Origin of the sequence: Balneatrix alpica DSM 16621 (genome assembly GCF_000619885.1) — a bacterium.
Lineage (GTDB): Bacteria > Pseudomonadota > Gammaproteobacteria > Pseudomonadales > Balneatricaceae > Balneatrix > Balneatrix alpica.
The window spans coordinates 16,278-34,981 of the sequence record NZ_JHUZ01000015.1; the positions used below are offsets into that span (position 1 = coordinate 16,278).

Sequence of the window (18,704 nt, forward strand, 5' to 3'; positions counted from 1 at the left end):
AGGGTGCCCTAATACTGGAGGCTAGCTCCAGTTTTACGGGATTTACTCCCAAACTTATCCACAGTTTTTTGGGATAACTTTTGCCAACCGCTCGCTAAGCCACACAAGCCGACCGCTAAGCATTTCAGGTGTTTTCAGATTGCTGACTTTGGGCTAGTCTAGACGCACTTTTTTAGTGGCTGGTCTTCCCGAATTTTTCAGTGTTTTCAAGGCTGTACTTTTATTAGCCACTGCGACCTTGGTCGCAGCTGTACGGGAGCCACCCTTAACTTTGATTCAGGTGTTGTAAGGAACAGCCATGCTGCGCCCTTTAGTTGTCTCACTCAGCCTTTTGCTAATGTTCTCCCCAACCGCCATGGCTGAGAACGAAACCCGTTACATCTCTGATGTGCAATATGTTGCCATTCGCGCAACGCCTTCAACCAACTCCAGCATTGTTGAACGGGGGCTAAAAAGCGGCGAGGCCGTTGAAGTACTGGAGCAACGGGGCCAGTTCACCAAGGTTCAGACAGCCTCGGGTAATCAGGGCTGGCTGCCAAATTACTTCCTGATGGAAACTCCCGCCAGTCGCAGCCTGATCGATAACCTGGAAGGCCAGTTAAAGCAATTACAGACAGACCGTGACAGTCTGCAACAACAGCTGGAAAGCCTGCAGAGCCAGCATCACAATCTGCAGCAACAACTTAGTGAAAGCGAAACCGCCCGCACTGAACTAGCAGAACGCCTACAGTCAGTCGATGCTCAGCTAGCAGACATGCAAACTTGGGAAACCAGCAAGCAAGAAATGGCGCTACGCCTTGATGATGTCCAACAACAACTGCAAAAAACGCAGAAAGCAGGCGGACACTTCGACTGGAACTGGTTCCTGGCTGGCTCGGTCAGTGTTCTGATCGGTATCCTCGCCGGCTTTATTCTGGCCTGGATCAGCCGGCGCAAACGCAGCTAATGAAGCGCAAGCCTCTACTCGAACGGAATAACGATGTCTGATACCCGCACCCAGGTCTATCAAGGCCTGCAGGACTTACAGCAAGCACTGCAACACGCGAATCTCTGGAGCGCTGAGCCCCCCAGTGAAGAAGCCATGAACAGTCAGGCTCCCTTCTGCTGTGATCTGATGTCTTTAGAGCAATGGTTGCAGTGGATTTTTATTCCCCGTATGCAGGCCATTTTGGACGCCCATGCCAAGTTGCCCGCAAACTGCGCGATTCAACCCATGGCAGAAGAGTCCTTCAAAGACTACCGCGCCGATGTAACCCAGATTATCAATGTGCTAGGGCGTTTAGATCACGCCATCAACCAACTCTGAGGGTGATGCGATGAAGCTCTTGCTCGACTTTATCCCAATACTGATTTTTTTCGCGGTCTATAAGATGACCGGCGACATTCTGCTCGCTACTGCCGTGCTCATTCCAGCTACCCTGGTACAAATGCTATATAGCTGGAAAACCCAGGGTAAAGTAGAAACCATGCAGATAGTGACCCTGGTGTTGGTGATACTACTAGGGGGCGCCACCCTGGTGTTCCAAGACAAAACCTTTATTCAATGGAAACCGACAGTTGTGAACTGGCTGTTTGCTGCGGGCTTCCTAATCGTGCCATTGTTTACCAAACGCCCGGTTATCCAACAGCTCATGGGTGCTCAATTACAGCTCCCCAGCGCCGTCTGGCAGCGTCTTAACCTCGCCTGGATGCTGTTTTTTGTGGCGATGGGTATCCTCAACCTCGTTGTGGCCTATCAGTTCAGTGAAGAGGTATGGGTGAACTTTAAGTTATTTGGCATGTTGGGACTGACTCTGGTATTTATTCTGGCCCAGGGCTTTTACCTCGCCCGCCACTTACCTTCTGACAGCCAGCCCAGCCAAGGAGACTAAGCATGTTTTACGCCATCATCAGTGAAGATGTGCCCAACAGTTTGGACAAGCGTTTAGCCGCCCGCCCGGCTCATCTGGAACGTCTGCAGCAACTAAAGCAAGAAGGACGCCTATTACTGGCTGGTCCTCACCCCGCTGTTGATACGGAAGATCCCGGCAGTGCTGGCTTTAGCGGTAGCCTGGTGGTAGCCGAGTTTCCGTCACTGACGGATGCGCAAAGTTGGGCGGATGCTGACCCCTACATCAGCGCCGGCGTGTACGCCAAAGTCACCGTCAAACCCTTCAAAAAGGTGCTGCCCTAATGCGTTTACTTGCCACCGTCATCTTGGCCTGCCTGCTACCTTTGCAAGCTTGGGCTGCAAAGGTAGCAATCCACACCAACCTGGGAACCCTGGTTGCTGAACTAGATGAACAGAAAGCCCCGATCAGTGTTGCCAACTTCTTGCGTTATGTAGACGAAGGCTTCTATACCGGCACCCTGTTCCACCGGGTTATTCCAGGTTTTATGATTCAAGGGGGTGGCTTTACCGAAGAGATGGAGCAAAAGCCAACCCATGAACCTATTAGCAATGAAGCTAATAATGGCTTGTTAAATCTGCGTGGCACTCTCTCTATGGCCCGTCGTCAGGATAAAGACAGCGCCACCAGCCAGTTTTTCATCAACCTCAACGATAACCCCTTCTTGGATCATGGTGTACGGGATTATGGCTACGCTGTATTTGGTCGCGTTGTTGAGGGAATGGATGTTCTGGATGCCATTGGTCAGGTACAAACCAGCCGTAAAGGCTACTTCCAGGATGTACCTGTTGAGCCGGTGATCATTACTGCGGTTGAACGCCTAACCAATTAACAACGTATGACGCTTGAACAAGGCTGTTCTTCCCTTGCCAGGATGCATCGATCCTACACATAGGTTTGACTATGCCTGCAGGTGCCCTTGCTCGTGCACGTGCCAGTTGGAAATGCCTGGTACAACGTCCTGCCCAACCAACCTTAGTTGGGCGAGTACGTTCATTCTCACTGCAAGATATTCACGTTGAGCTCCAGCACAATCTCGTGCCCGGTGAACAGATTAAGCTGCAGGTATTTGCGATTAATCATTTAGGCCGACGCCAGGAATTAACTCTTGATTGTGAATATCGCAGCAGTCTCTTCTTAAGCAACAACCCCCAGGTGGAAGTGGTGCTTGCCTTCAATCATCTTGCTCCCCAAACCCGCCTGTTTCTTGAAAGCCTGTTATGACCTCAGCTACTTCCAGCGCACTTGAGCCGGCCCAGCTAAACTGGGATGAGCAAGGCCGCCCCGAATCAGCCCTGTTTGGCGATGTATATTTTTCCCGCGCAAACGGCTTAGCAGAAACCCAGTACGTGTTTTTGCAACAAAACCATCTCCACCAGCGCTGGCAACAAGCGGATCTGCGTCATTTCACCATCGCCGAAACCGGCTTTGGTACGGGTTTGAATTTTTTATGTGCCTGGCAGCTATGGCGCCAACTTGCTCCTGCCGAAGCACGTTTACACTTTGTCAGTGTGGAAAAATTTCCATTACGCTTGGCTGACTTGCAACAGGCTTTAGCCTTATGGCCCGAACTAGCTGAGTTGAGCGCCCCACTACTGCAGCACTACCCCTGCAATCTAGCCGGTTTTCATCGTCTGCAATTCGACCAGGGCCGCGTCACCCTCACACTAATGCTGGGGGACGCCATTGAGTCCTACCAACGCCTGGATGCCCAGGTTGATGCTTGGTTTTTAGATGGTTTTGCTCCGGCCAAGAATCCGCAAATGTGGCAGCCTGAGCTGTTCCAACAGCTGGCCCGTCTGAGCCATGCCCATACCAGTTTCAGCACCTTTACCGCTGCCGGTATCGTCAAACGCGGCTTACAGGCTGTTGGTTTTCAAGTGGAAAAAGTGCCAGGTTTTGGTCACAAACGGGATATGCTGCGGGGGCATTTCCAGGCCGAGATGCAAACTCAGACCCACACACCTCAGCGAGCTCTGATAATTGGTGCCGGGATTGCCGGTGCCAGCTGTGCCCACGCATTAGCACAGGCAGGCTGGCAAGTTGAGGTTTATGAGCAAGCCCCAGCCCCAGCGCAAGGTGCCAGCGGTAATCCGCAAGGAGTGCTCTATTTAAAGCTGCCCAAATTTGTCAATCTCAGCAGCCAATTGCATTGCCAAGGCCTACTCTATAGCCGACACCTGTTACGGCAACATTTAGCCGATGAGCAAGGCCAGAGCTGGCAAGAATGTGGGGTGATTCAGCTCGCTCTGCATGAAAAGGATCGTCAACGCCAGCTGGCAGCACTTAGCAGCGGCATCTACCCTCATGAATTTGTACATGCAGTTGAGGCAGAACAGGCCAGCCAACTTGCCCAGATCAGCCTCAACCAGGACGGTCTGTATTACCCACTGGCAGGCTGGGTCAATCCACCTCGCTTCTGCCAGCGTTTGCTGCAACATGACCGTATCCGCTGCCATTACAACAGTTTGATCAGCCGCATTACGTTCCATCAAGGTCAGTGGCATCTCTTCCAGGGCCAGCAACTCGTTGCTCAGGCTCCGATCCTGGTAGTGTGCAATGCCAGCGCCGCTACCGCCTTTGTCCCCTGTCAATCTCTGCCCCTAGGCTCGATTAGGGGACAGGTGAGCTATGCCAAGGTTGAGCAACTGCCCCAACCCGGCCCAGTAAAGGTTATTTGCCAGGAAGGATACATTAGCCCTGCCCGCGATAATCACTACTGTTTTGGTGCAAGCTTCGACCGAAGTCGTAGTGAAGCGGAATGGGTAGAAGCGGACCAGCAAGAAAACCTGGCCCGCTTAGGGCGAATGCTGCCGGACTGGTATGACAGCTGCCAAACTCTGCAGTTGCAGCAAGGCCGCGCCAGCGTACGCTCCACTACCCCAGATCACCTTCCTCTGGTGGGCGAGCTTCAACCTGGCCTATTCCTTAGCCTGGGACATGGTAGCAAGGGATTAATCACCGCTCCACTGGCAGCGGAAATCATTACTAGCCAGCTAAGTCATGCTCCCAGCCCCGTCCCGCGCGAGCTGAGTGAGGCGCTTTCCCCCCTACGCTACCAGCCTTAGCTCTTGGCCAAAATCAACCAAAGACGCCAACATTGGCGTCTTTCCTTCAGATTTATTTAAGCTGGCCGTTAGCTAAGTTATGGACTCTGGAGGTGCCTATGGTGTTCTACATCCACGAGCAAGGCCAAAGACGCGTCACCCCGTTGCGCAGCATTTTGCCCGAACCTAAGGTGCAAAATGTGCAGGCCGGTGCAGGTCAAACAATCAGCCAAGATGAGCGGCACCAGCAGGAGCCGGTTAAGCAGACTTCGACTTTTACCGAAGCCTTAGCACGCCAACAACAGCGGCGAGCCCTCTCTGCCGGCTATCCACTGAAGGCATACCAGCAGGTTGTTGAACAACCGCGCCAGTCTCAAGAACTCTGGGTAAAGGACGTGATGCTACGCCCCGCTCCTGTCCTGCCCGAACAGGCATCTGTTGAGCGTATCCGTGAGGCAATGCAAGCTAATCACTGGTTTTTTGTCGTGATTGATGAGGAGGAGCGTCCAGTCGGTCTGCTCTCTAATAATGAGCTCGGTCAGTGGATGCTGGGGCACTATGGGCAAGTGTTTGAAACCCAGGCCCCCAATGCTGGCAATCTTTGCCAAAAGCGCTTTTACAGCTGCTATCCCCATAGCCTAGTACGGGATGTCGCCAGTCTGTTTCTACAAGAGCATCTCTCGGCGATGTTAGTACTAGACCAACAAGGGCAACTACAGGGGTTAGTGACCCTCCCCATGCTCCTCCAAGCCTTGCTTAATCTCTCGCACAATGAGCGCTGGGCTTAAGCCACTTACCCTTTAACCAAGCTAGAGCTTATCCGGCTCTAGCAAACTAATTTCTTGTTTATGCTCACTCCAAAACAGCACCAGCTTACCCTGCTGCAGCGCTAAACGCAGCTGGCTAACCTTGCTAGCTAAACTGAGTTCAACCTCACCATAGTCCGTACCATCACGGCTGGCGAAATCTTCCAGAATGGCGGTCAGGGTAGAGGCTTCCAGGCTATGCCAGGGAATCAGCATTGTAATCCCCTAATGGCGGCGATACCCTGAGCCCCCGCCTCCCTGGCTTGGGGTAAGTCCTGCTCAAGCAGCCCTCCCAAGGCATAGACCGGCAGCGCCGCAGACTCAACCCAGGACTGCCATTGTGGCCAACCTAAGCCAGGTTGTTCTGGGTGACTAGCGGTGGCTAATACAGGCCCCAGCAACGCAAAATCAACCCACTTCTGCGCTAGCGCCAAGGCATCCGGACTATGGCAACTGGCACTGCACCAAACCTCAGTTGGTTGAGGACGCTGCCGACAAGCGCGCAACTCCGCCTCCGTCAGATGCAATCCCAATCCTGGCTGATGTTGATAAGCCTGCACGGGAACATTCATCATCAAGGTAACCCCCACTTCAGCACAGAAGGGGGCCAAACGCCGCCCCAACGCCAAACGCTGTGCCACTGGCCACTGCGGCTGACGGAGTTGCAACAGCTTACGCCCCGCCGCCAGCTGCGCCAGACACCAGCGTTCAAGCTGCTGTTCATCTTCACTTAATGGCGAGATTGCCAACAACGAGGGGAGTTTCAACGCCTGAATTATGGGCACATTCGCGGCGGGAAAGTCTTCCGCCTGCATCTGGTCGGGATGCAACCAACGCAGTGGTTGCCCCTCTTTGCCATAAGGCTCTCCGCCATATGCGGTTACTTTAAAGACCTGCAAGCGCACATGCTTATCCGGATATTGATGATGTAGATCGATCAGTGGCTGCCAGGCTTGTGCTTCTACCCCCAACTCTTCCTGCAGCTCGCGCACTAAGGCGGCTTCACTCGCCTCCCCGGCCTCCACTTTGCCTCCCGGAAACTCCCAACGCCCACCTTGATGAACATGATCTGGGCGTTTCGCCACCAAAATCAGTCCCTGGGAGTTAGCAATGGCCGCGGCGACGACATGGATCACTTTTGTCATCTGTTACCCTCAACACATTATCCAACGTAAAAATAACAATGCCCCTGTCAAGGGGCATTGTGCAGATGCTAACTCAAGCGTTCTAGCTACGGTAGTCCGCATTAATAGCGACGTACTCCTGGGTTAAATCTGTTGTCCAGACCGTCTCTGTGCAGTAACCGCGTGCTAAATCTACATGAATACAGAACGCCTCCTGGCTCATTACGGCCTGTCCTTGTTCTTCGGTATAGCTGGCCGCTCGCCCACCATGTTCCACAATACACACCTCATCCAGACAGATGCGCAGAATATTTACATCCAGATTGGTCACCCCAGCATAACCTACCGCCGCCAGAATGCGCCCCCAGTTAGGATCACTGGCAGAAATAGCGGTTTTTACCAAGGGTGAATGAGCAATCGCGTAGGCCACCTTAAGCGCCTCTTCGGAATCCATCGCCCCTTCAACTTTAATGGTGACAAACTTGGTGGCACCTTCACCGTCCTTGACGATGGCATGGGCCAAGTCTTGCATCAACCTAAACAAGGCTTGCTGAAACTGCTGGAAGTCTGCGCTGCCTTCACTCAAGTGCACACCACTGGCACCACTCGCGACCAATATGCAAGAGTCATTGGTGGAGGTATCACCATCAATGGTGATGCGATTAAAGCTTTGATTGGCCCCTTCACTAACCAGGGTCTGCACCTGCTGCGCACTCAAGCCGGCATCGGTGGCAATAAAACCAAGCATGGTCGCCATATTTGGCTTGATCATCCCGGCGCCTTTGGAAATACCTGTAATGGTGACCGTCTTGCCCTGTAACTGCAGCTGCACGCTGGCTCCCTTGGGACGGGTATCAGTTGTCATGATGCCCCAAGCCGCCTCTTCCCAGTTATTTTCAGCCAGATTAGCCAGGGCCTGAGGTAATGCCGCCTCAATCTTCGCCACTGGCAAAGGCTCACCAATCACACCGGTTGAAAAGGGTAATATCTGTTTCGCCTGACTACCTGCCAACATTGCCAAATGCTGGCAGCAGCGCTTGGCATCTTCCATTCCCTGCGGGCCTGTTCCAGCATTGGCATTGCCAGTATTGATCAACAGATGGCTGATGGCTTCCCCAGCACCAAGGCGCGCTTTACATAATTGCACCGGTGCCGCACAGAATGCATTCTGGGTGAAAACCCCTGCTACCTGTGCACCAGGCTGTAGTTCAAACACCACCAGATCTCGTCGGCCCGGGCGCTTGATACCTGCTTGAGCGACTCCAATGCGGACTCCCGCAACCTGGTGCATAACCGGAAATGTATCAGGACCGACTGCCATCACAATGCTCCAATGCTGTAGTTAAAGCATGATAAAAAGTTTGGCGCCACAATAACAAAAGGTTTGTATAAATGCAGCGCCCCAGGCCTATAACTTTGTCTGTCCTGCAATAGTGCCGCTGCGTCCTTGTTACTATCGGGCCGAAATTAATCCTTAATGCCAAGCTGCGACTTGCTCTTGCTCACTCGCTTCATCCTGCAACAAATAGCCTAAACGCACACATTCGGACGAAACTTCAGCCACCGCCTGCATGCTGACCTGAAGAAAGTCCCGTAGGTGATTGCGGCTTATTCCAGCATTCGTTAGCAACGCGGAGGACAGTACCAAACGAGGCAGACTATTATCCTCAAGATCCATAAACACCTTGAGGTGCATCGAACTCATGTTAAAACGGGCAAGCTCGGCCTGCACAATCAAGATCGCACTAGGACGAATATCTAACTCACAGCTCAATAACAGGGCATTGGACTCAATAAATAGACGCGCTTCCTGCACCCCATCTAGCGCCTGTAAACGGGTAAGATGTAAACCTTGACACTCGCCACAGAGGTAATGCTCCCAGCCAAGCTGATCTAACCAGATCGCTACACTGGCTGTGTCGAGGTCATGGGTGAGTTTTGTTGATACGGACATAAGGCTTCTCAATGGATCCCACTGCCTGCCAGTTAAACCGCCGGCACCTTAGTAGGAAGAATGATATCGGTGCGCTGCCACTGCTGTAATAACTGCTCAGCACGACGATAAAGCTGCTGATAGATAGGCGAGCCTGGCTGCTTACTCAAATAAAACAGCAAAGTATGGGCTTGCTCCGGAGCCAATCCCTGCTGCTTTCCCCAATTTTCAATAAAGGCAAAGCGGTGATCCGGCGTCTTATCCGGTAGCTGTAATGGGGCCGGAACCTGAAAACGCTCCCCTTGGTGCCAACGCTCACTCAAGTGTTGATAGTGCTGACTAAAGATTTTAAACATTGCTCGGGCATCTTCCCGACGTAAGCGATACCAATCACTCGCCCGGCCAGCATGGTAAACCAACGGATGACTCCACTGATGCTCTCGTGGATGATCTGCGTATTCACACGCTTCCAAATAAGCTTGTTGCACCTCTGGCAATACCTGGCCACGTAGCTCCTGCACGATGGCCAGAAACTCAGCAATAGTCGGCATCCAGTTTAAACGCTCTTTGCAGCGATCAATCGCCGCCACCAACTCAGCCTCAGCGATCCCCCGTAAACTGAGCGCCCACTCTCGCTTAGCGAGTGCAACAGACTGCTGCCCAGAGAACATGCTTTCAAATTTGTGACCATAGATTGCCGCAAAACGGGCAAACACCAGGTTCACTAAGCGCTTCAGCTCGGGGTCTAATGCGGCTTGGCGTGACTCGGCTTGCGCAGGAGCAATACCCTGCTCACCAGTCGAGGTTGTGGACGTCGTAGAGGAAACGTCTGACCTGCTCACGAGACTCTCGAGCACGTTGTCGACCTTCTGCATGACTTCCCACTTCCTCCTGATTAACTGATTGCTGACGGCCAGCATTTTGCTGGGCCTGATGCTGCACCCAGTCACGCTTGACCCACTTCATAAAGGACTGATCCCAGGCACCGGCACTTTTACGCTTAGCCGGATCCGACCAATAGGCGATAAACTCATCCAAACACTGCTCAGCAAAAGTCTGGGGTATGCGGTGATGTTGCTCCAACATACGCACCGCATTTTCTGATGGACGCCAGTTTAGCTCCAGGCTAAACATCTGTTGGTGCTGTTGCTCGCGTCGGCTAAAGAGCGCCTCCAGCTCATCACGGGGTTGCTCCTGCGCTCGCCGAGGCCACCCCACACTGCCGCCAAAATTCGGCGCTGGCACTTCTGTGGGTATGGTTGTAGAACTATCCTGAGGTTGCTTTAGACTGGCCGCTAATGCCTGTAACGGTCTTGCACCTGCCGAACTAGCTGACATCGGTGGTGCTGTCTGCACCATCGTGGCAGGCACTTGAGCGACAGGCTCACTCACGGCGTCATTAGCCTCTAGGCCTTCGGAGTTGACCTTTTCCAGCAGCACCACCTCAATATGGCCATGCTGCACTTTCGCTTCGATCAGCCCTGCACTGACCAGTCCCTGGGTAGCAATGGCTAATTGCTCTTCATCCCAAAAAGGAGCCAAACCACGCCACTGGGCGGGGGTTAAACTAATCACAGGCTCACTGGCATAACGCCCCAAGCAGCTTTGGTAGAGCGCATAGAGCACAGCCTCGGATAATCCGAGGCGCTCAGCCAGTGATAATGAAATCAGCAAGGCATCTGCTTGCAGCGAATTGTTCACTTACATCACCAGCTTTTGGTTTGTGCACCGTTAACCCATATTGGCAAAATCACGAATGGCGCGCAGCACATCGCGACGACTAATCTGCCCTACCAAACGAGTCCCTCGCACTACAGGCAAACGGCGCCGACCTTGGTTAATGAAAATTTTGCAGATTTCCAGAATATCAGCATCAGCAGCCACACTCTGGATGTTGCGTGCCATGAAGTCTCCTACACGCCCCCCTAACTCAGTTTCGTGATAGGTGTCATTGAGGATGCCACGCAAGCAATCCACCTCTGACAACAGGCCAATCAGGTCACCGGCTTTATTTACTACCGGTGCTCCCGATATCCTGTGGGTCAGCAGAATATTAATAGCCTCAAACAAGTCCGTATCTTCGGTAAAAGTAACCGGATCGGATGTCATGTAATCGCTTACTTTGACTGACTTCAACATAGCCTGGCCTCCTGTTCATCAGGGTAATAAGGGATTCACCGACACAGGATGAATCCACTCCCCCTCATTACTAACTATAGCCGCTCAATGCAAAGTCACACCCTTACTGGCCAATCTCTTAGTTAAACACCACGGTTTTATTGCCGTGCACCAACACACGATCTTCCAGGTGCCAACGTAAACCACGGGCAAGCACTGTCTTTTCCACATCACGTCCCAAGCGCACCATGTCCTCTACCCGATCACGGTGGCTAACGCGGATCACATCCTGCTCAATAATGGGGCCGGCATCCAGCTCTTGGGTAACATAATGGCAGGTAGCTCCGATCAACTTCACCCCACGCTCCATAGCCTGGTGGTAAGGCTTCGCTCCTACAAAGGAAGGCAAAAAACTATGGTGAATATTGATGATGCGATTGGGATAACGCTCACACAGCACTGGCGGGATAATCTGCATATAGCGCGCCAATACAATGGCATCCGCTTCGCTCTGCTCAATCAACTCCTGCACCTTGATAAAGGATTCCGCCTTGGACTCAGGGTTAACCGGCACATGATGGTAAGGAATACCATGCCACTCCACCATTGAACGTAGATCATCATGGTTGGAGATCACGCAGGGAATCTCACAATCCAACTCATTACTATGGTAGCGATAAAGCAGGTCACTTAAGCAATGAGCCTCACGGCTGGCCATCAGCACCACACGCTTGGGCTTGTTTGAGTCCGTCAGGCTCCACTCCATATTGAAGGACTGAGCAATGGGGCGAAAGGCTTCACGTAGCTGCTCTAAACTAAAGGGCATGGTGCTTGCCTGAATTTCATAACGCATGAAAAACCAGCCCGCACCGGCATCTGAATGTTGATTCGCTTCAGCTATTGAGCCGCCATGACTGGAGATAAAATTACTCACCATAGCGACAATCCCGACCCGATCAGGGCAAGACACAACCAAGCGATACCGACGTTCCATAATACCTTCTTCAGTTAAATGACAATCAAAGGGCCGAGCATCATAGCAAAAGCACAAGGGCTCTAGCCACGCCCGATACCACGGTAAATAAAGCCCCGTGCCTGCATCAGCTGAGGCTCATAAATATTTCGTCCATCCAGAATCAAGGGGGTGCTCATCTGTTGCAGCAAACGTTGATAATCGGGGCTCCAGTAGTCCTTCCACTCCGTCACCAACATCAGCGCATCCGCACCTTCCGTCACCTGATAGGGATCGCTGCTATAGCACAAGTCCGGCCGATCACCATAGTGCGCCCGTAGTGATTCCAGCGCCATGGGATCATGCACTGCAACCTGACACCCCTGGGCCCACAAGGCTTTTAGCAGAACATGAATAGGTGCATTACGGATGCTAGCCGTATTGGGTTTAAAGGCAGCTCCCCAGATTGCCACCCGACGCCCCTGCAACTCGCCATTAAAGTGCTGCCACAACTTACGGAACAGCACCTCTTTTTGCTGCTCATTGATATTCAGTACCGAACCTAACAGGTTACTGTGGGAGCCACTACGGGAGACCTGCTCTGCCAGGGTAATAATGTCAGCGGAAAAGCTCGCCCCACCAAAACCACAGCCAGGATAAATATAGTCAGGCCCGATACGACGATCCGCCCCTACCCCTTGGCGCACCCGCTCAATATCAACCCCCAGGGTCTCGGCCAGGTTCGCCATTTCATTCATAAAGCTCAGCTTGGTGGCAAGCATGCCGTTCACCACATATTTGGTGAACTCAGCTTCACGACTACTCATCACCATCAAGGTGTCACGATTGCGATTAAAAGGCCGCAGAATATCGCGCATCAGCACCTGCGGCCATTGCGCATCCACCCCTAATAGGATGCAATCCGGACGCTGAAAGTTGGCTAGCGCCGCGCCCTGGCGAATAAAGTCTGGCATCGCCACCACCGCCAACTCCTGCTGATAGCCACGGCGTTGCCAATCAAGGCTCAATACCTGCTGTAAGTGTTCACAGGTACCAACCGGAGCAGTGGTTTGATTTACGATCAATAAGGGAGCATCCGCTAACTCATGGGCACAGAGCCAGTCGGGTAACCACTGATGCGCATCCGGCTCAGGCGCCAGCCAGTGAACATCCTGCCCAGGCAGCAGCGCATGAGCTGCCGCCCCCACCTGTAACCGTCCAGCCAGCTGCTCTTTATTCAGTGCCGGTAATAAACCAGGTTCATCCTCTAGGGTACGGCGCCAGTTTTCATCAGCATGCTCCCCCGGTAAGGGAACCAGATGAACGTCATTGCCGACATAAGCCAGGCTCACCGCAGCCACCACACCATTCAGGGTCAAACCATAGACGCTGATTTTCATGCTTGTGTCTCCTGATAGGCACGCACTGCAGCCAACAGACCTTCGGTGGAGGGATCAAAGCCGCTACCCTGCCCTTCAATCGCCGCCAGGGTTTCTTTAGCAATCTGCTTGCCCAACTCCACTCCCCACTGATCAAAGGGATTGATATTCCAGAGTACAGCGCTGGTGTATACCTTGTGCTCATAAAGCGCGATCAGTTGTCCCAGGGTATAGGGAGTTAGCGCCTCAATCAGCAAGGTAGTAGAGGGTTGGTTACCTGGATAGTGACGATCTGCATCCACCTGCTGCTGGTTACCCAGGGCTTGATTACCCAACATCAATACTCGCGACTGTGCCAAGCAATTGGCTAAATTCAAACGCTGCTGATACTGCAAGCGCTCTCGGGTCTGCTCACTCCAATGACTATGCTGATAACGCTGCACCGGCATAACAAAGTCACAGTTAACCTGGTGGGTACCCTGATGAAGCAGTTGGAAGAACGCATGCTGGGCATTAGTGCCCACCTCTCCCCATAAGATCGGGCAGGTTGGGTAATCAACCTCCTGGCCCTGACGGTCGGCGCGCTTACCATTACTTTCCATTTCTAGCTGGCTTAAATAAGCGGGCAAATACTTCAGACGGCCATCATAGGGTAAGATCGCATGAGTCTGACTTGCTAAAAAGTTGGTATTCCATACATCCACCAAGGCCATGCGGACAGGTGCATTTTCGGCCCAGGGCGCACGGGCAAAGTGTTGATCAAGCCACTGAGCCCCCTTCAAAAATTGACGAAAGCCTGACATCCCCACTACCAGCGCGATCGACATGCCAATCACAGACCATAGTGAATAGCGCCCCCCGACCCAGTCCCAGAACTCCAGCTGATGGTCTTTGCTAATGCCCCACTGACTCATCTTGGCCGGCGCCGCCGAGCAACCAATAAAATGCTGACGCTTGAGCAAAGCCTCGTCCTGGCACGCTTGGCCTAGCCAACGCAGCGCTGTATCAGCATTGGACAGGGTGTCGATGGTGGTAAAGGACTTCGAAGCCAGAATAAAAAGCGTGGTCTCAGGATGCAGACGCTGCAATAACTCGGCCAGCTGAGAGCCATCCATAGAAGAAGCAAAATGGATCCGCAGACTCTTGGCTTGGCTAACGCGAAACTCCTCTAATGCATGGCAAGCCATCATCGGCCCTAAGTCAGAGCCTCCCACCCCCAGGTTCACCACATCAGTAATGGCACGCCCGCTAAAACCGCGCCACTGGCGCTGGTGAATACGCTCTACCAAGGTTTCCATTTTGGCCAGCTGCGCTTCAACCAATGGCTGCAAGTCCTGACCATTTACCACAAAAGGCTGGTCAAAGCTCCGTAATGCCATATGTAGAGCGGGGCGCTTTTCACTGGTGTTAACCGCCTCCCCTTGAAAAAGCTTAGCGATCCAGGGAGCCAACGCCGACTCATCACACAGACGGTACAGACCTTGCCAGGCCTCAACGGTCATGCGTTGTTTAGAGAAATCCAACAACAACGCCGGCAAGCGCAAATGCATAGTATTAAAACGCTGGGGATCCTGCTCAAACAGCTCCGCCAGATGTTGTTGCTTCACCAGACTCGCCTGCTGTTGCAGTTGAGTCGCCAGAGGACCACTACTGAGTAATCCCATAGAAAGACATCCTGTAAAAAGTGCCATGAGGGGTTGGCGTCAAGCGAAGCTTAGTAACCCCGCTCGCGCCCTATGACTGCTTAGCAGTTCTTCATTGTTCCGACCCTTAGGTCAGGTGTTATTGCCTCTTGGAGGCTTGTCATTGCAATTCTATTAGCAACATAACTCTCTCATTAGGCTGCTACCTACCGCCCGGCATCGGGCTTATTGCCATTGTGCTAGTAGCTCAAGCAAGGCCTGCTCGTCCCGCACTTCGACCCCTAAAGCCTCGGCTTTAGCCAACTTCGAGCCGGCGCCTGGGCCCGCGACGACCCAAGAAGTTTTTGCCGATACACTACCGGCCACTTTCGCCCCTAAGCTTTCCAAGCGTTGCTTGGCTTCGTCCCTTGTCATACTGGTAAAGGTACCAGTTAAAACAACGGTTTGCCCCGTGAGAGGCTGGGCTTCTTGGCTCACTGCAACATCGGCCCAACGCACACCCGCCTCCTGCAAACGGCGAATCACACTGAGGTTATCCTCCTGACGAAAGAAAACGGCTAAGTGTTTGGCTACTACAGGCCCAATATCCTTAATCTGCATCAGCTCTTCTTCACTGGCCTGCATCAAGGCTTCAAGACTACCCAATGCTTGCACGAGCGTACGAGCCGTGGTTTCACCCACCTCACGGATTCCCAGTGCATAAATGAAACGGGCAAGGGTAGTGTCTTTACTGGCCTCAATTGCCAATAGTAAGTTTTGTGCAGACTTCGCTCCCATCCGCTCCAGTGCCATCAGCTGTGCTTTTTGTAGAGCATACAGATCAGCCGGGGACTTTACCCATTCCAGGTCGACCAGCTGTTCAATCAGCTTTTCACCCAGGCCTTCGATATCCATTGCCTTGCGACTAGCAAAATGACGAACAGCCTCCTTACGCTGTGCAGGGCAGCTAATTCCCGCCGAGCAACGAATCGCCGCCTGCTCCGGCTCGCGCTCCACCTCTGCAGCACAGACAGGACAGTGACTGGGTAGCTGCACAGGTTTGGCCTGGGCGGGGCGCTCAGCGCTCACCACCTTAACGATTTGCGGAATAACATCCCCTGCGCGGCGGATAATGACCCTATCCCCCTCATGCAGATCCAGACGGGCAATTTCATCAATATTGTGCAAGGTGGCATTGGCAACCGTCACCCCACCGACAAAGACTGGTTGTAAACGGGCCACTGGTGTCAGGGCACCGGTACGCCCAACCTGAAACTCAACTTGCAACACCGTTGTCGTGGCCTCTTGGGCTGGAAATTTATAGGCCGTGGCCCAACGGGGAGCACGAGAAATAAACCCTAGCGCTTGTTGCCAATCCCGCCGATTCACTTTGAACACCAGGCCATCAATCTCGTAACCCAAGTGTTCACGCTGACTGAGCATCTTCTGATAGTAAGCCGCTACACCCTCGGCCCCACTCACCACCTCAATCAACTCATTGATTTTGAAACCCCAGGATTTAAGCAGGCTAAGTGCCTGAGCCTGCGTGGTCACCGATACTTCTGGCTGCGCATACCCTAGGGAATAGCAATAACAAACTAATGCTCGCTTGGCTGTCACACTCGGATCAAGCTGCCGCAAGCTGCCAGCTGCAGCATTACGAGGGTTAACAAATACCTTCTCCCCCTTAGCCATCGCTAATGCGTTCATGGACTCAAAGCTGGCCTTAGGCATGACAATTTCACCACGAACCTCCAGCACAGCAGGCCAATTATCACCACGCAAACGCAGTGGAACCGACTTCAGTGTCCGTACATTGGACGTGATACTCTCTCCTGTCTCACCATCACCCCGTGTCGCCGCCCGCACCAGTACGCCTTGCTCATACACCAAACTCACCGCTATGCCGTCTAACTTCGGTTCTGCGACCAGCTCTAGCTCCGCGATAGCAGGCAACGCTAAACGCTCTTTGGCTCGACGCAAAAAATCATCCATTTCCTCAGCAGAAAAAACATTATCTAAGGAAAGCATTGGGGTCAGGTGACTGACACTCGCAAAGGCTCCGCTCGGCTGTCCTGCCACACGCTGACTAGGAGAATCTTGTGTAACCAAATGAGGGTATTCTGCTTCCAGAGTGCGCAGACGTTGCAACAGACGATCATAATCCGCATCGGCCAGGATGGGGTCATCCTCTACATAATAGGCATGATCACAATCACGAATTTGCTGGCGTAATTGCTCAAGCTCGTTCTGGATATCCACCTAAAATTCCTCGGGAGATTAAAATGCACAGGGCCGGTATTTTAACCGGCCCTGTTAGATGGCGTTAGTACTCGTGCTTACATATGTTGGCGACGATGCTGGGTCGCTAGGCGCCGCCTTTCATATTCTCGAATGCGTTGGCGACAATGTTCGATGGTCTGGGGACGCATCACACTGTGATTCTCATCCTTTAACTCACCACTGAGGTTTTTCGCTACACATTGCGCTGTAGCTACCATGCATTCAAAGGCATTCATCAGATCATTTGCTCCAGGCAGCGACATAAAGAAAGTCACCCCCGGAGTTTGTAGCTGCTCGATTCGATCCAGATCAAAAGAACCAGGCTCTGTCATGTTGGCCATACTGAATTGCACCGGCCCCTTACTCACACCCAGCTCATGGCGATGGAAGACACTACGCTCACCAAAGCGCATACCACAGGCAAAGACCACCTGTAACAGCTGTTCACCATTGAAACCACGGGGATCATTGGCGCTCACACTAATGACGATATACTCATCCGCAGGCGTGCTATATACCCCTGCATCCATCACTCTAATTCGCGCCTGGCGCTTGAGCTCTGCCAGAGGATCATTACGCATGGGAACCACACGTGCGCCCTCACCAGTGGGAATCACACTTTCTTCCACCACCACTTCAGACTGGGCAGCCTGCTGAGCCTTCTCCTCGGCGAGTTGCTCCTCAGCACGCAATTTCTCTGAACTCAATAAGGGCTCTTCCACTTCCATCAATTCAGTGATGGGGCGATCCCAAGGATCGACTTCAGCAGCACTTTGCTGCTGCTCCTGCTTGAGAGGGGCCTGTTCCTGAGGCATAACTGGCTGCACGGCATCAACTGTACTATCCAGCTGCATTTTTGACGTTGAGTCAGCCTCTATTTCAACTCGCTGATGCTCTGTTGATGCAGGCTGAGTAGTGGGGGCTGATTTAGCCTCCAATGGCTGGAAGTGCTTGTATTGAATATGGCTATGAGCAACACCGGCATTCGAGGATACTTCAACAGAGGGCTGGACAGAGGCCTCAGCGCTACCAGTTGGGCTAACCGTGCTTGAAGAAGCGTGCGTCACTCTGGTAACAGGAGCCGCAACCTCTGCCGGGTGGTCCAGCAATGGGTCAACGTGCACTTCAAGGCCAGCCAAGCCCTTAGCAGATACACTGGGCTCTTTATGCTCACGCTTAGCTTTAGGTTTGCCTTTGATTCCCTTCAGACGCTCTAGAGCAGAGGCAAATGTCTGAGGGTCGGCCTGACGCACACGTGCACCACCATTAGGCAACTCAGAACGATACACTTCCTCCTCGTTTGTCTCGGGGAGGTGGGCAACGTTTTTGTCGATTTTGACTCGTAAAGGATTACGCTCACGCTGACCACGAAAACGTCGTAAGCCATCGATCGCTATCAAAACAATGGCGACCATTCCTAATACAATGAGCCATTCGCGCAAGCTGATTTCCATCGTCTAAATAACCGCTTTTTGTCGTAGCTGTTGCCACTCTATGCGGCACATCCAAGCGATGTGCCCATATAGACGTTTGGTATAATCATAACTCGCA

At 52.8% G+C, this 18,704-nt stretch carries 20 protein-coding genes; 8 read left to right on the top strand and 12 right to left on the bottom strand.

What is annotated here, in order from left to right:
* The first annotated feature begins 298 nt into the window (after positions 1-298).
* The 8 genes from Q334_RS0107600 (at position 299) to Q334_RS0107635 (ending at position 5,724) form a co-directional block, all read left to right on the top strand.
* A complete protein-coding gene (locus Q334_RS0107600; RefSeq protein WP_027312677.1) occupies positions 299-946 on the top strand; it encodes a TIGR04211 family SH3 domain-containing protein in 648 nt (215 codons plus the stop codon).
* Positions 947-979: 33 nt separating this feature from the next.
* Positions 980-1,306 carry a YqcC family protein gene (locus tag Q334_RS0107605; protein WP_027312678.1) on the top strand — a complete coding sequence of 109 codons (327 nt, stop codon included), beginning with the start codon at positions 980-982 and terminating at the stop codon, positions 1,304-1,306.
* A 10-nt stretch (positions 1,307-1,316) separates the two neighbouring features.
* Positions 1,317-1,871 (top strand): septation protein A, encoded by a 555-nt coding sequence (locus Q334_RS0107610; RefSeq protein WP_027312679.1) that lies wholly within the window; start codon positions 1,317-1,319, stop codon positions 1,869-1,871.
* A gap of 2 nt (positions 1,872-1,873) precedes the next feature.
* Positions 1,874-2,173, top strand: a complete 300-nt coding sequence (locus tag Q334_RS0107615) for a YciI family protein (protein ID WP_027312680.1) — start codon at positions 1,874-1,876, stop codon at positions 2,171-2,173.
* Complete coding sequence (locus tag Q334_RS0107620; RefSeq protein WP_035461116.1) at positions 2,173-2,721, top strand: peptidylprolyl isomerase; 549 nt, start codon at positions 2,173-2,175, stop codon at positions 2,719-2,721. The genes Q334_RS0107615 and Q334_RS0107620 overlap by 1 nt, the downstream gene beginning before the upstream one ends.
* A 71-nt stretch (positions 2,722-2,792) precedes the next feature.
* Entirely contained in the window at positions 2,793-3,113 is a 321-nt protein-coding gene (locus Q334_RS0107625) for a hypothetical protein (RefSeq protein WP_027312682.1), read from the top strand.
* On the top strand, positions 3,110-4,957 hold the full coding sequence (mnmC, locus tag Q334_RS0107630) for a bifunctional tRNA (5-methylaminomethyl-2-thiouridine)(34)-methyltransferase MnmD/FAD-dependent 5-carboxymethylaminomethyl-2-thiouridine(34) oxidoreductase MnmC (RefSeq protein WP_027312683.1): 1,848 nt from the start codon (positions 3,110-3,112) through the stop codon (positions 4,955-4,957). Before Q334_RS0107625 ends, mnmC begins: the two co-directional genes overlap by 4 nt.
* A gap of 98 nt (positions 4,958-5,055) precedes the next feature.
* Entirely contained in the window at positions 5,056-5,724 is a 669-nt protein-coding gene (locus tag Q334_RS0107635) for a CBS domain-containing protein (protein ID WP_027312684.1), read from the top strand.
* Positions 5,725-5,745: 21 nt separating this feature from the next.
* Here Q334_RS0107635 and Q334_RS0107640 read toward each other — a convergent pair whose 3' ends face one another.
* The 12 genes from Q334_RS0107640 to zipA all read right to left on the bottom strand — a co-directional run bounded on the left by Q334_RS0107640 (position 5,746) and on the right by zipA (position 18,595).
* Positions 5,746-5,958 (bottom strand): YheU family protein, encoded by a 213-nt coding sequence (locus tag Q334_RS0107640; RefSeq protein ID WP_027312685.1) that lies wholly within the window; start codon positions 5,956-5,958, stop codon positions 5,746-5,748.
* Positions 5,952-6,887, bottom strand: coding sequence for a Nudix family hydrolase (locus tag Q334_RS0107645; protein ID WP_027312686.1), 936 nt, complete (start codon positions 6,885-6,887; stop codon positions 5,952-5,954). The genes Q334_RS0107640 and Q334_RS0107645 overlap by 7 nt, the downstream gene beginning before the upstream one ends.
* Positions 6,888-6,969: 82 nt before the next feature.
* The gene (gene argJ / locus Q334_RS0107650; RefSeq protein ID WP_027312687.1) at positions 6,970-8,187 is read right to left on the bottom strand and encodes a bifunctional glutamate N-acetyltransferase/amino-acid acetyltransferase ArgJ; all 1,218 of its coding nucleotides are present in this window, start codon (positions 8,185-8,187) and stop codon (positions 6,970-6,972) included.
* A gap of 153 nt (positions 8,188-8,340) precedes the next feature.
* The gene (locus tag Q334_RS0107655) at positions 8,341-8,820 is read right to left on the bottom strand and encodes a YbjN domain-containing protein (protein WP_051527614.1); all 480 of its coding nucleotides are present in this window, start codon (positions 8,818-8,820) and stop codon (positions 8,341-8,343) included.
* 32 nt (positions 8,821-8,852) lie between these two features.
* Positions 8,853-9,641, bottom strand: a complete 789-nt coding sequence (locus Q334_RS0107660) for a replication protein P (protein ID WP_245593668.1) — start codon at positions 9,639-9,641, stop codon at positions 8,853-8,855.
* A complete protein-coding gene (locus Q334_RS0107665) occupies positions 9,592-10,500 on the bottom strand; it encodes a DnaT-like ssDNA-binding domain-containing protein (RefSeq protein WP_027312690.1) in 909 nt (302 codons plus the stop codon). Before Q334_RS0107665 ends, Q334_RS0107660 begins: the two co-directional genes overlap by 50 nt.
* A 30-nt stretch (positions 10,501-10,530) precedes the next feature.
* Complete coding sequence (locus Q334_RS0107670; protein WP_027312691.1) at positions 10,531-10,938, bottom strand: CBS domain-containing protein; 408 nt, start codon at positions 10,936-10,938, stop codon at positions 10,531-10,533.
* Positions 10,939-11,056: 118 nt separating this feature from the next.
* Complete coding sequence (gene purU / locus Q334_RS0107675; RefSeq protein ID WP_027312692.1) at positions 11,057-11,911, bottom strand: formyltetrahydrofolate deformylase; 855 nt, start codon at positions 11,909-11,911, stop codon at positions 11,057-11,059.
* 62 nt (positions 11,912-11,973) lie between these two features.
* A complete protein-coding gene (locus tag Q334_RS0107680; protein WP_027312693.1) occupies positions 11,974-13,269 on the bottom strand; it encodes a UDP-glucose dehydrogenase family protein in 1,296 nt (431 codons plus the stop codon).
* Positions 13,266-14,912 carry a glucose-6-phosphate isomerase gene (pgi, locus tag Q334_RS0107685; protein WP_051527615.1) on the bottom strand — a complete coding sequence of 549 codons (1,647 nt, stop codon included), beginning with the start codon at positions 14,910-14,912 and terminating at the stop codon, positions 13,266-13,268. The genes Q334_RS0107680 and pgi overlap by 4 nt, the downstream gene beginning before the upstream one ends.
* Positions 14,913-15,116: 204 nt before the next feature.
* Complete coding sequence (gene ligA, locus Q334_RS0107690) at positions 15,117-17,132, bottom strand: NAD-dependent DNA ligase LigA (protein WP_027312695.1); 2,016 nt, start codon at positions 17,130-17,132, stop codon at positions 15,117-15,119.
* Between the two features lie 77 nt (positions 17,133-17,209).
* A complete protein-coding gene (gene zipA, locus Q334_RS19935) occupies positions 17,210-18,595 on the bottom strand; it encodes a cell division protein ZipA (protein ID WP_162157424.1) in 1,386 nt (461 codons plus the stop codon).
* Positions 18,596-18,704: the final 109 nt, after the last annotated feature.

Bases quoted from the DNA above. Each gene is read 5' to 3' on its own strand.
- Q334_RS0107620 (WP_035461116.1), top strand. From the start codon at position 2,173: ATGCGTTTACTTGCCACCGTCATCTTGGCCTGCCTGCTACCTTTGCAA.
- purU (WP_027312692.1), bottom strand. From the start codon at position 11,911: ATGGAACGTCGGTATCGCTTGGTTGTGTCTTGCCCTGATCGGGTCGGG.
- Q334_RS0107670 (WP_027312691.1), bottom strand. From the start codon at position 10,938: ATGTTGAAGTCAGTCAAAGTAAGCGATTACATGACATCCGATCCGGTT.
- Q334_RS0107645 (WP_027312686.1), bottom strand. From the start codon at position 6,887: ATGACAAAAGTGATCCATGTCGTCGCCGCGGCCATTGCTAACTCCCAG.
- Q334_RS0107635 (WP_027312684.1), top strand. From the start codon at position 5,056: ATGGTGTTCTACATCCACGAGCAAGGCCAAAGACGCGTCACCCCGTTG.
- Q334_RS0107640 (WP_027312685.1), bottom strand. From the start codon at position 5,958: ATGCTGATTCCCTGGCATAGCCTGGAAGCCTCTACCCTGACCGCCATT.
- Q334_RS0107655 (WP_051527614.1), bottom strand. From the start codon at position 8,820: ATGTCCGTATCAACAAAACTCACCCATGACCTCGACACAGCCAGTGTA.
- Q334_RS0107680 (WP_027312693.1), bottom strand. From the start codon at position 13,269: ATGAAAATCAGCGTCTATGGTTTGACCCTGAATGGTGTGGTGGCTGCG.
- argJ (WP_027312687.1), bottom strand. From the start codon at position 8,187: ATGGCAGTCGGTCCTGATACATTTCCGGTTATGCACCAGGTTGCGGGA.
- pgi (WP_051527615.1), bottom strand. From the start codon at position 14,912: ATGGGATTACTCAGTAGTGGTCCTCTGGCGACTCAACTGCAACAGCAG.
- Q334_RS0107625 (WP_027312682.1), top strand. From the start codon at position 2,793: ATGCCTGCAGGTGCCCTTGCTCGTGCACGTGCCAGTTGGAAATGCCTG.
- Q334_RS0107610 (WP_027312679.1), top strand. From the start codon at position 1,317: ATGAAGCTCTTGCTCGACTTTATCCCAATACTGATTTTTTTCGCGGTC.
- mnmC (WP_027312683.1), top strand. From the start codon at position 3,110: ATGACCTCAGCTACTTCCAGCGCACTTGAGCCGGCCCAGCTAAACTGG.
- Q334_RS0107600 (WP_027312677.1), top strand. From the start codon at position 299: ATGCTGCGCCCTTTAGTTGTCTCACTCAGCCTTTTGCTAATGTTCTCC.
- Q334_RS0107605 (WP_027312678.1), top strand. From the start codon at position 980: ATGTCTGATACCCGCACCCAGGTCTATCAAGGCCTGCAGGACTTACAG.
- Q334_RS0107615 (WP_027312680.1), top strand. From the start codon at position 1,874: ATGTTTTACGCCATCATCAGTGAAGATGTGCCCAACAGTTTGGACAAG.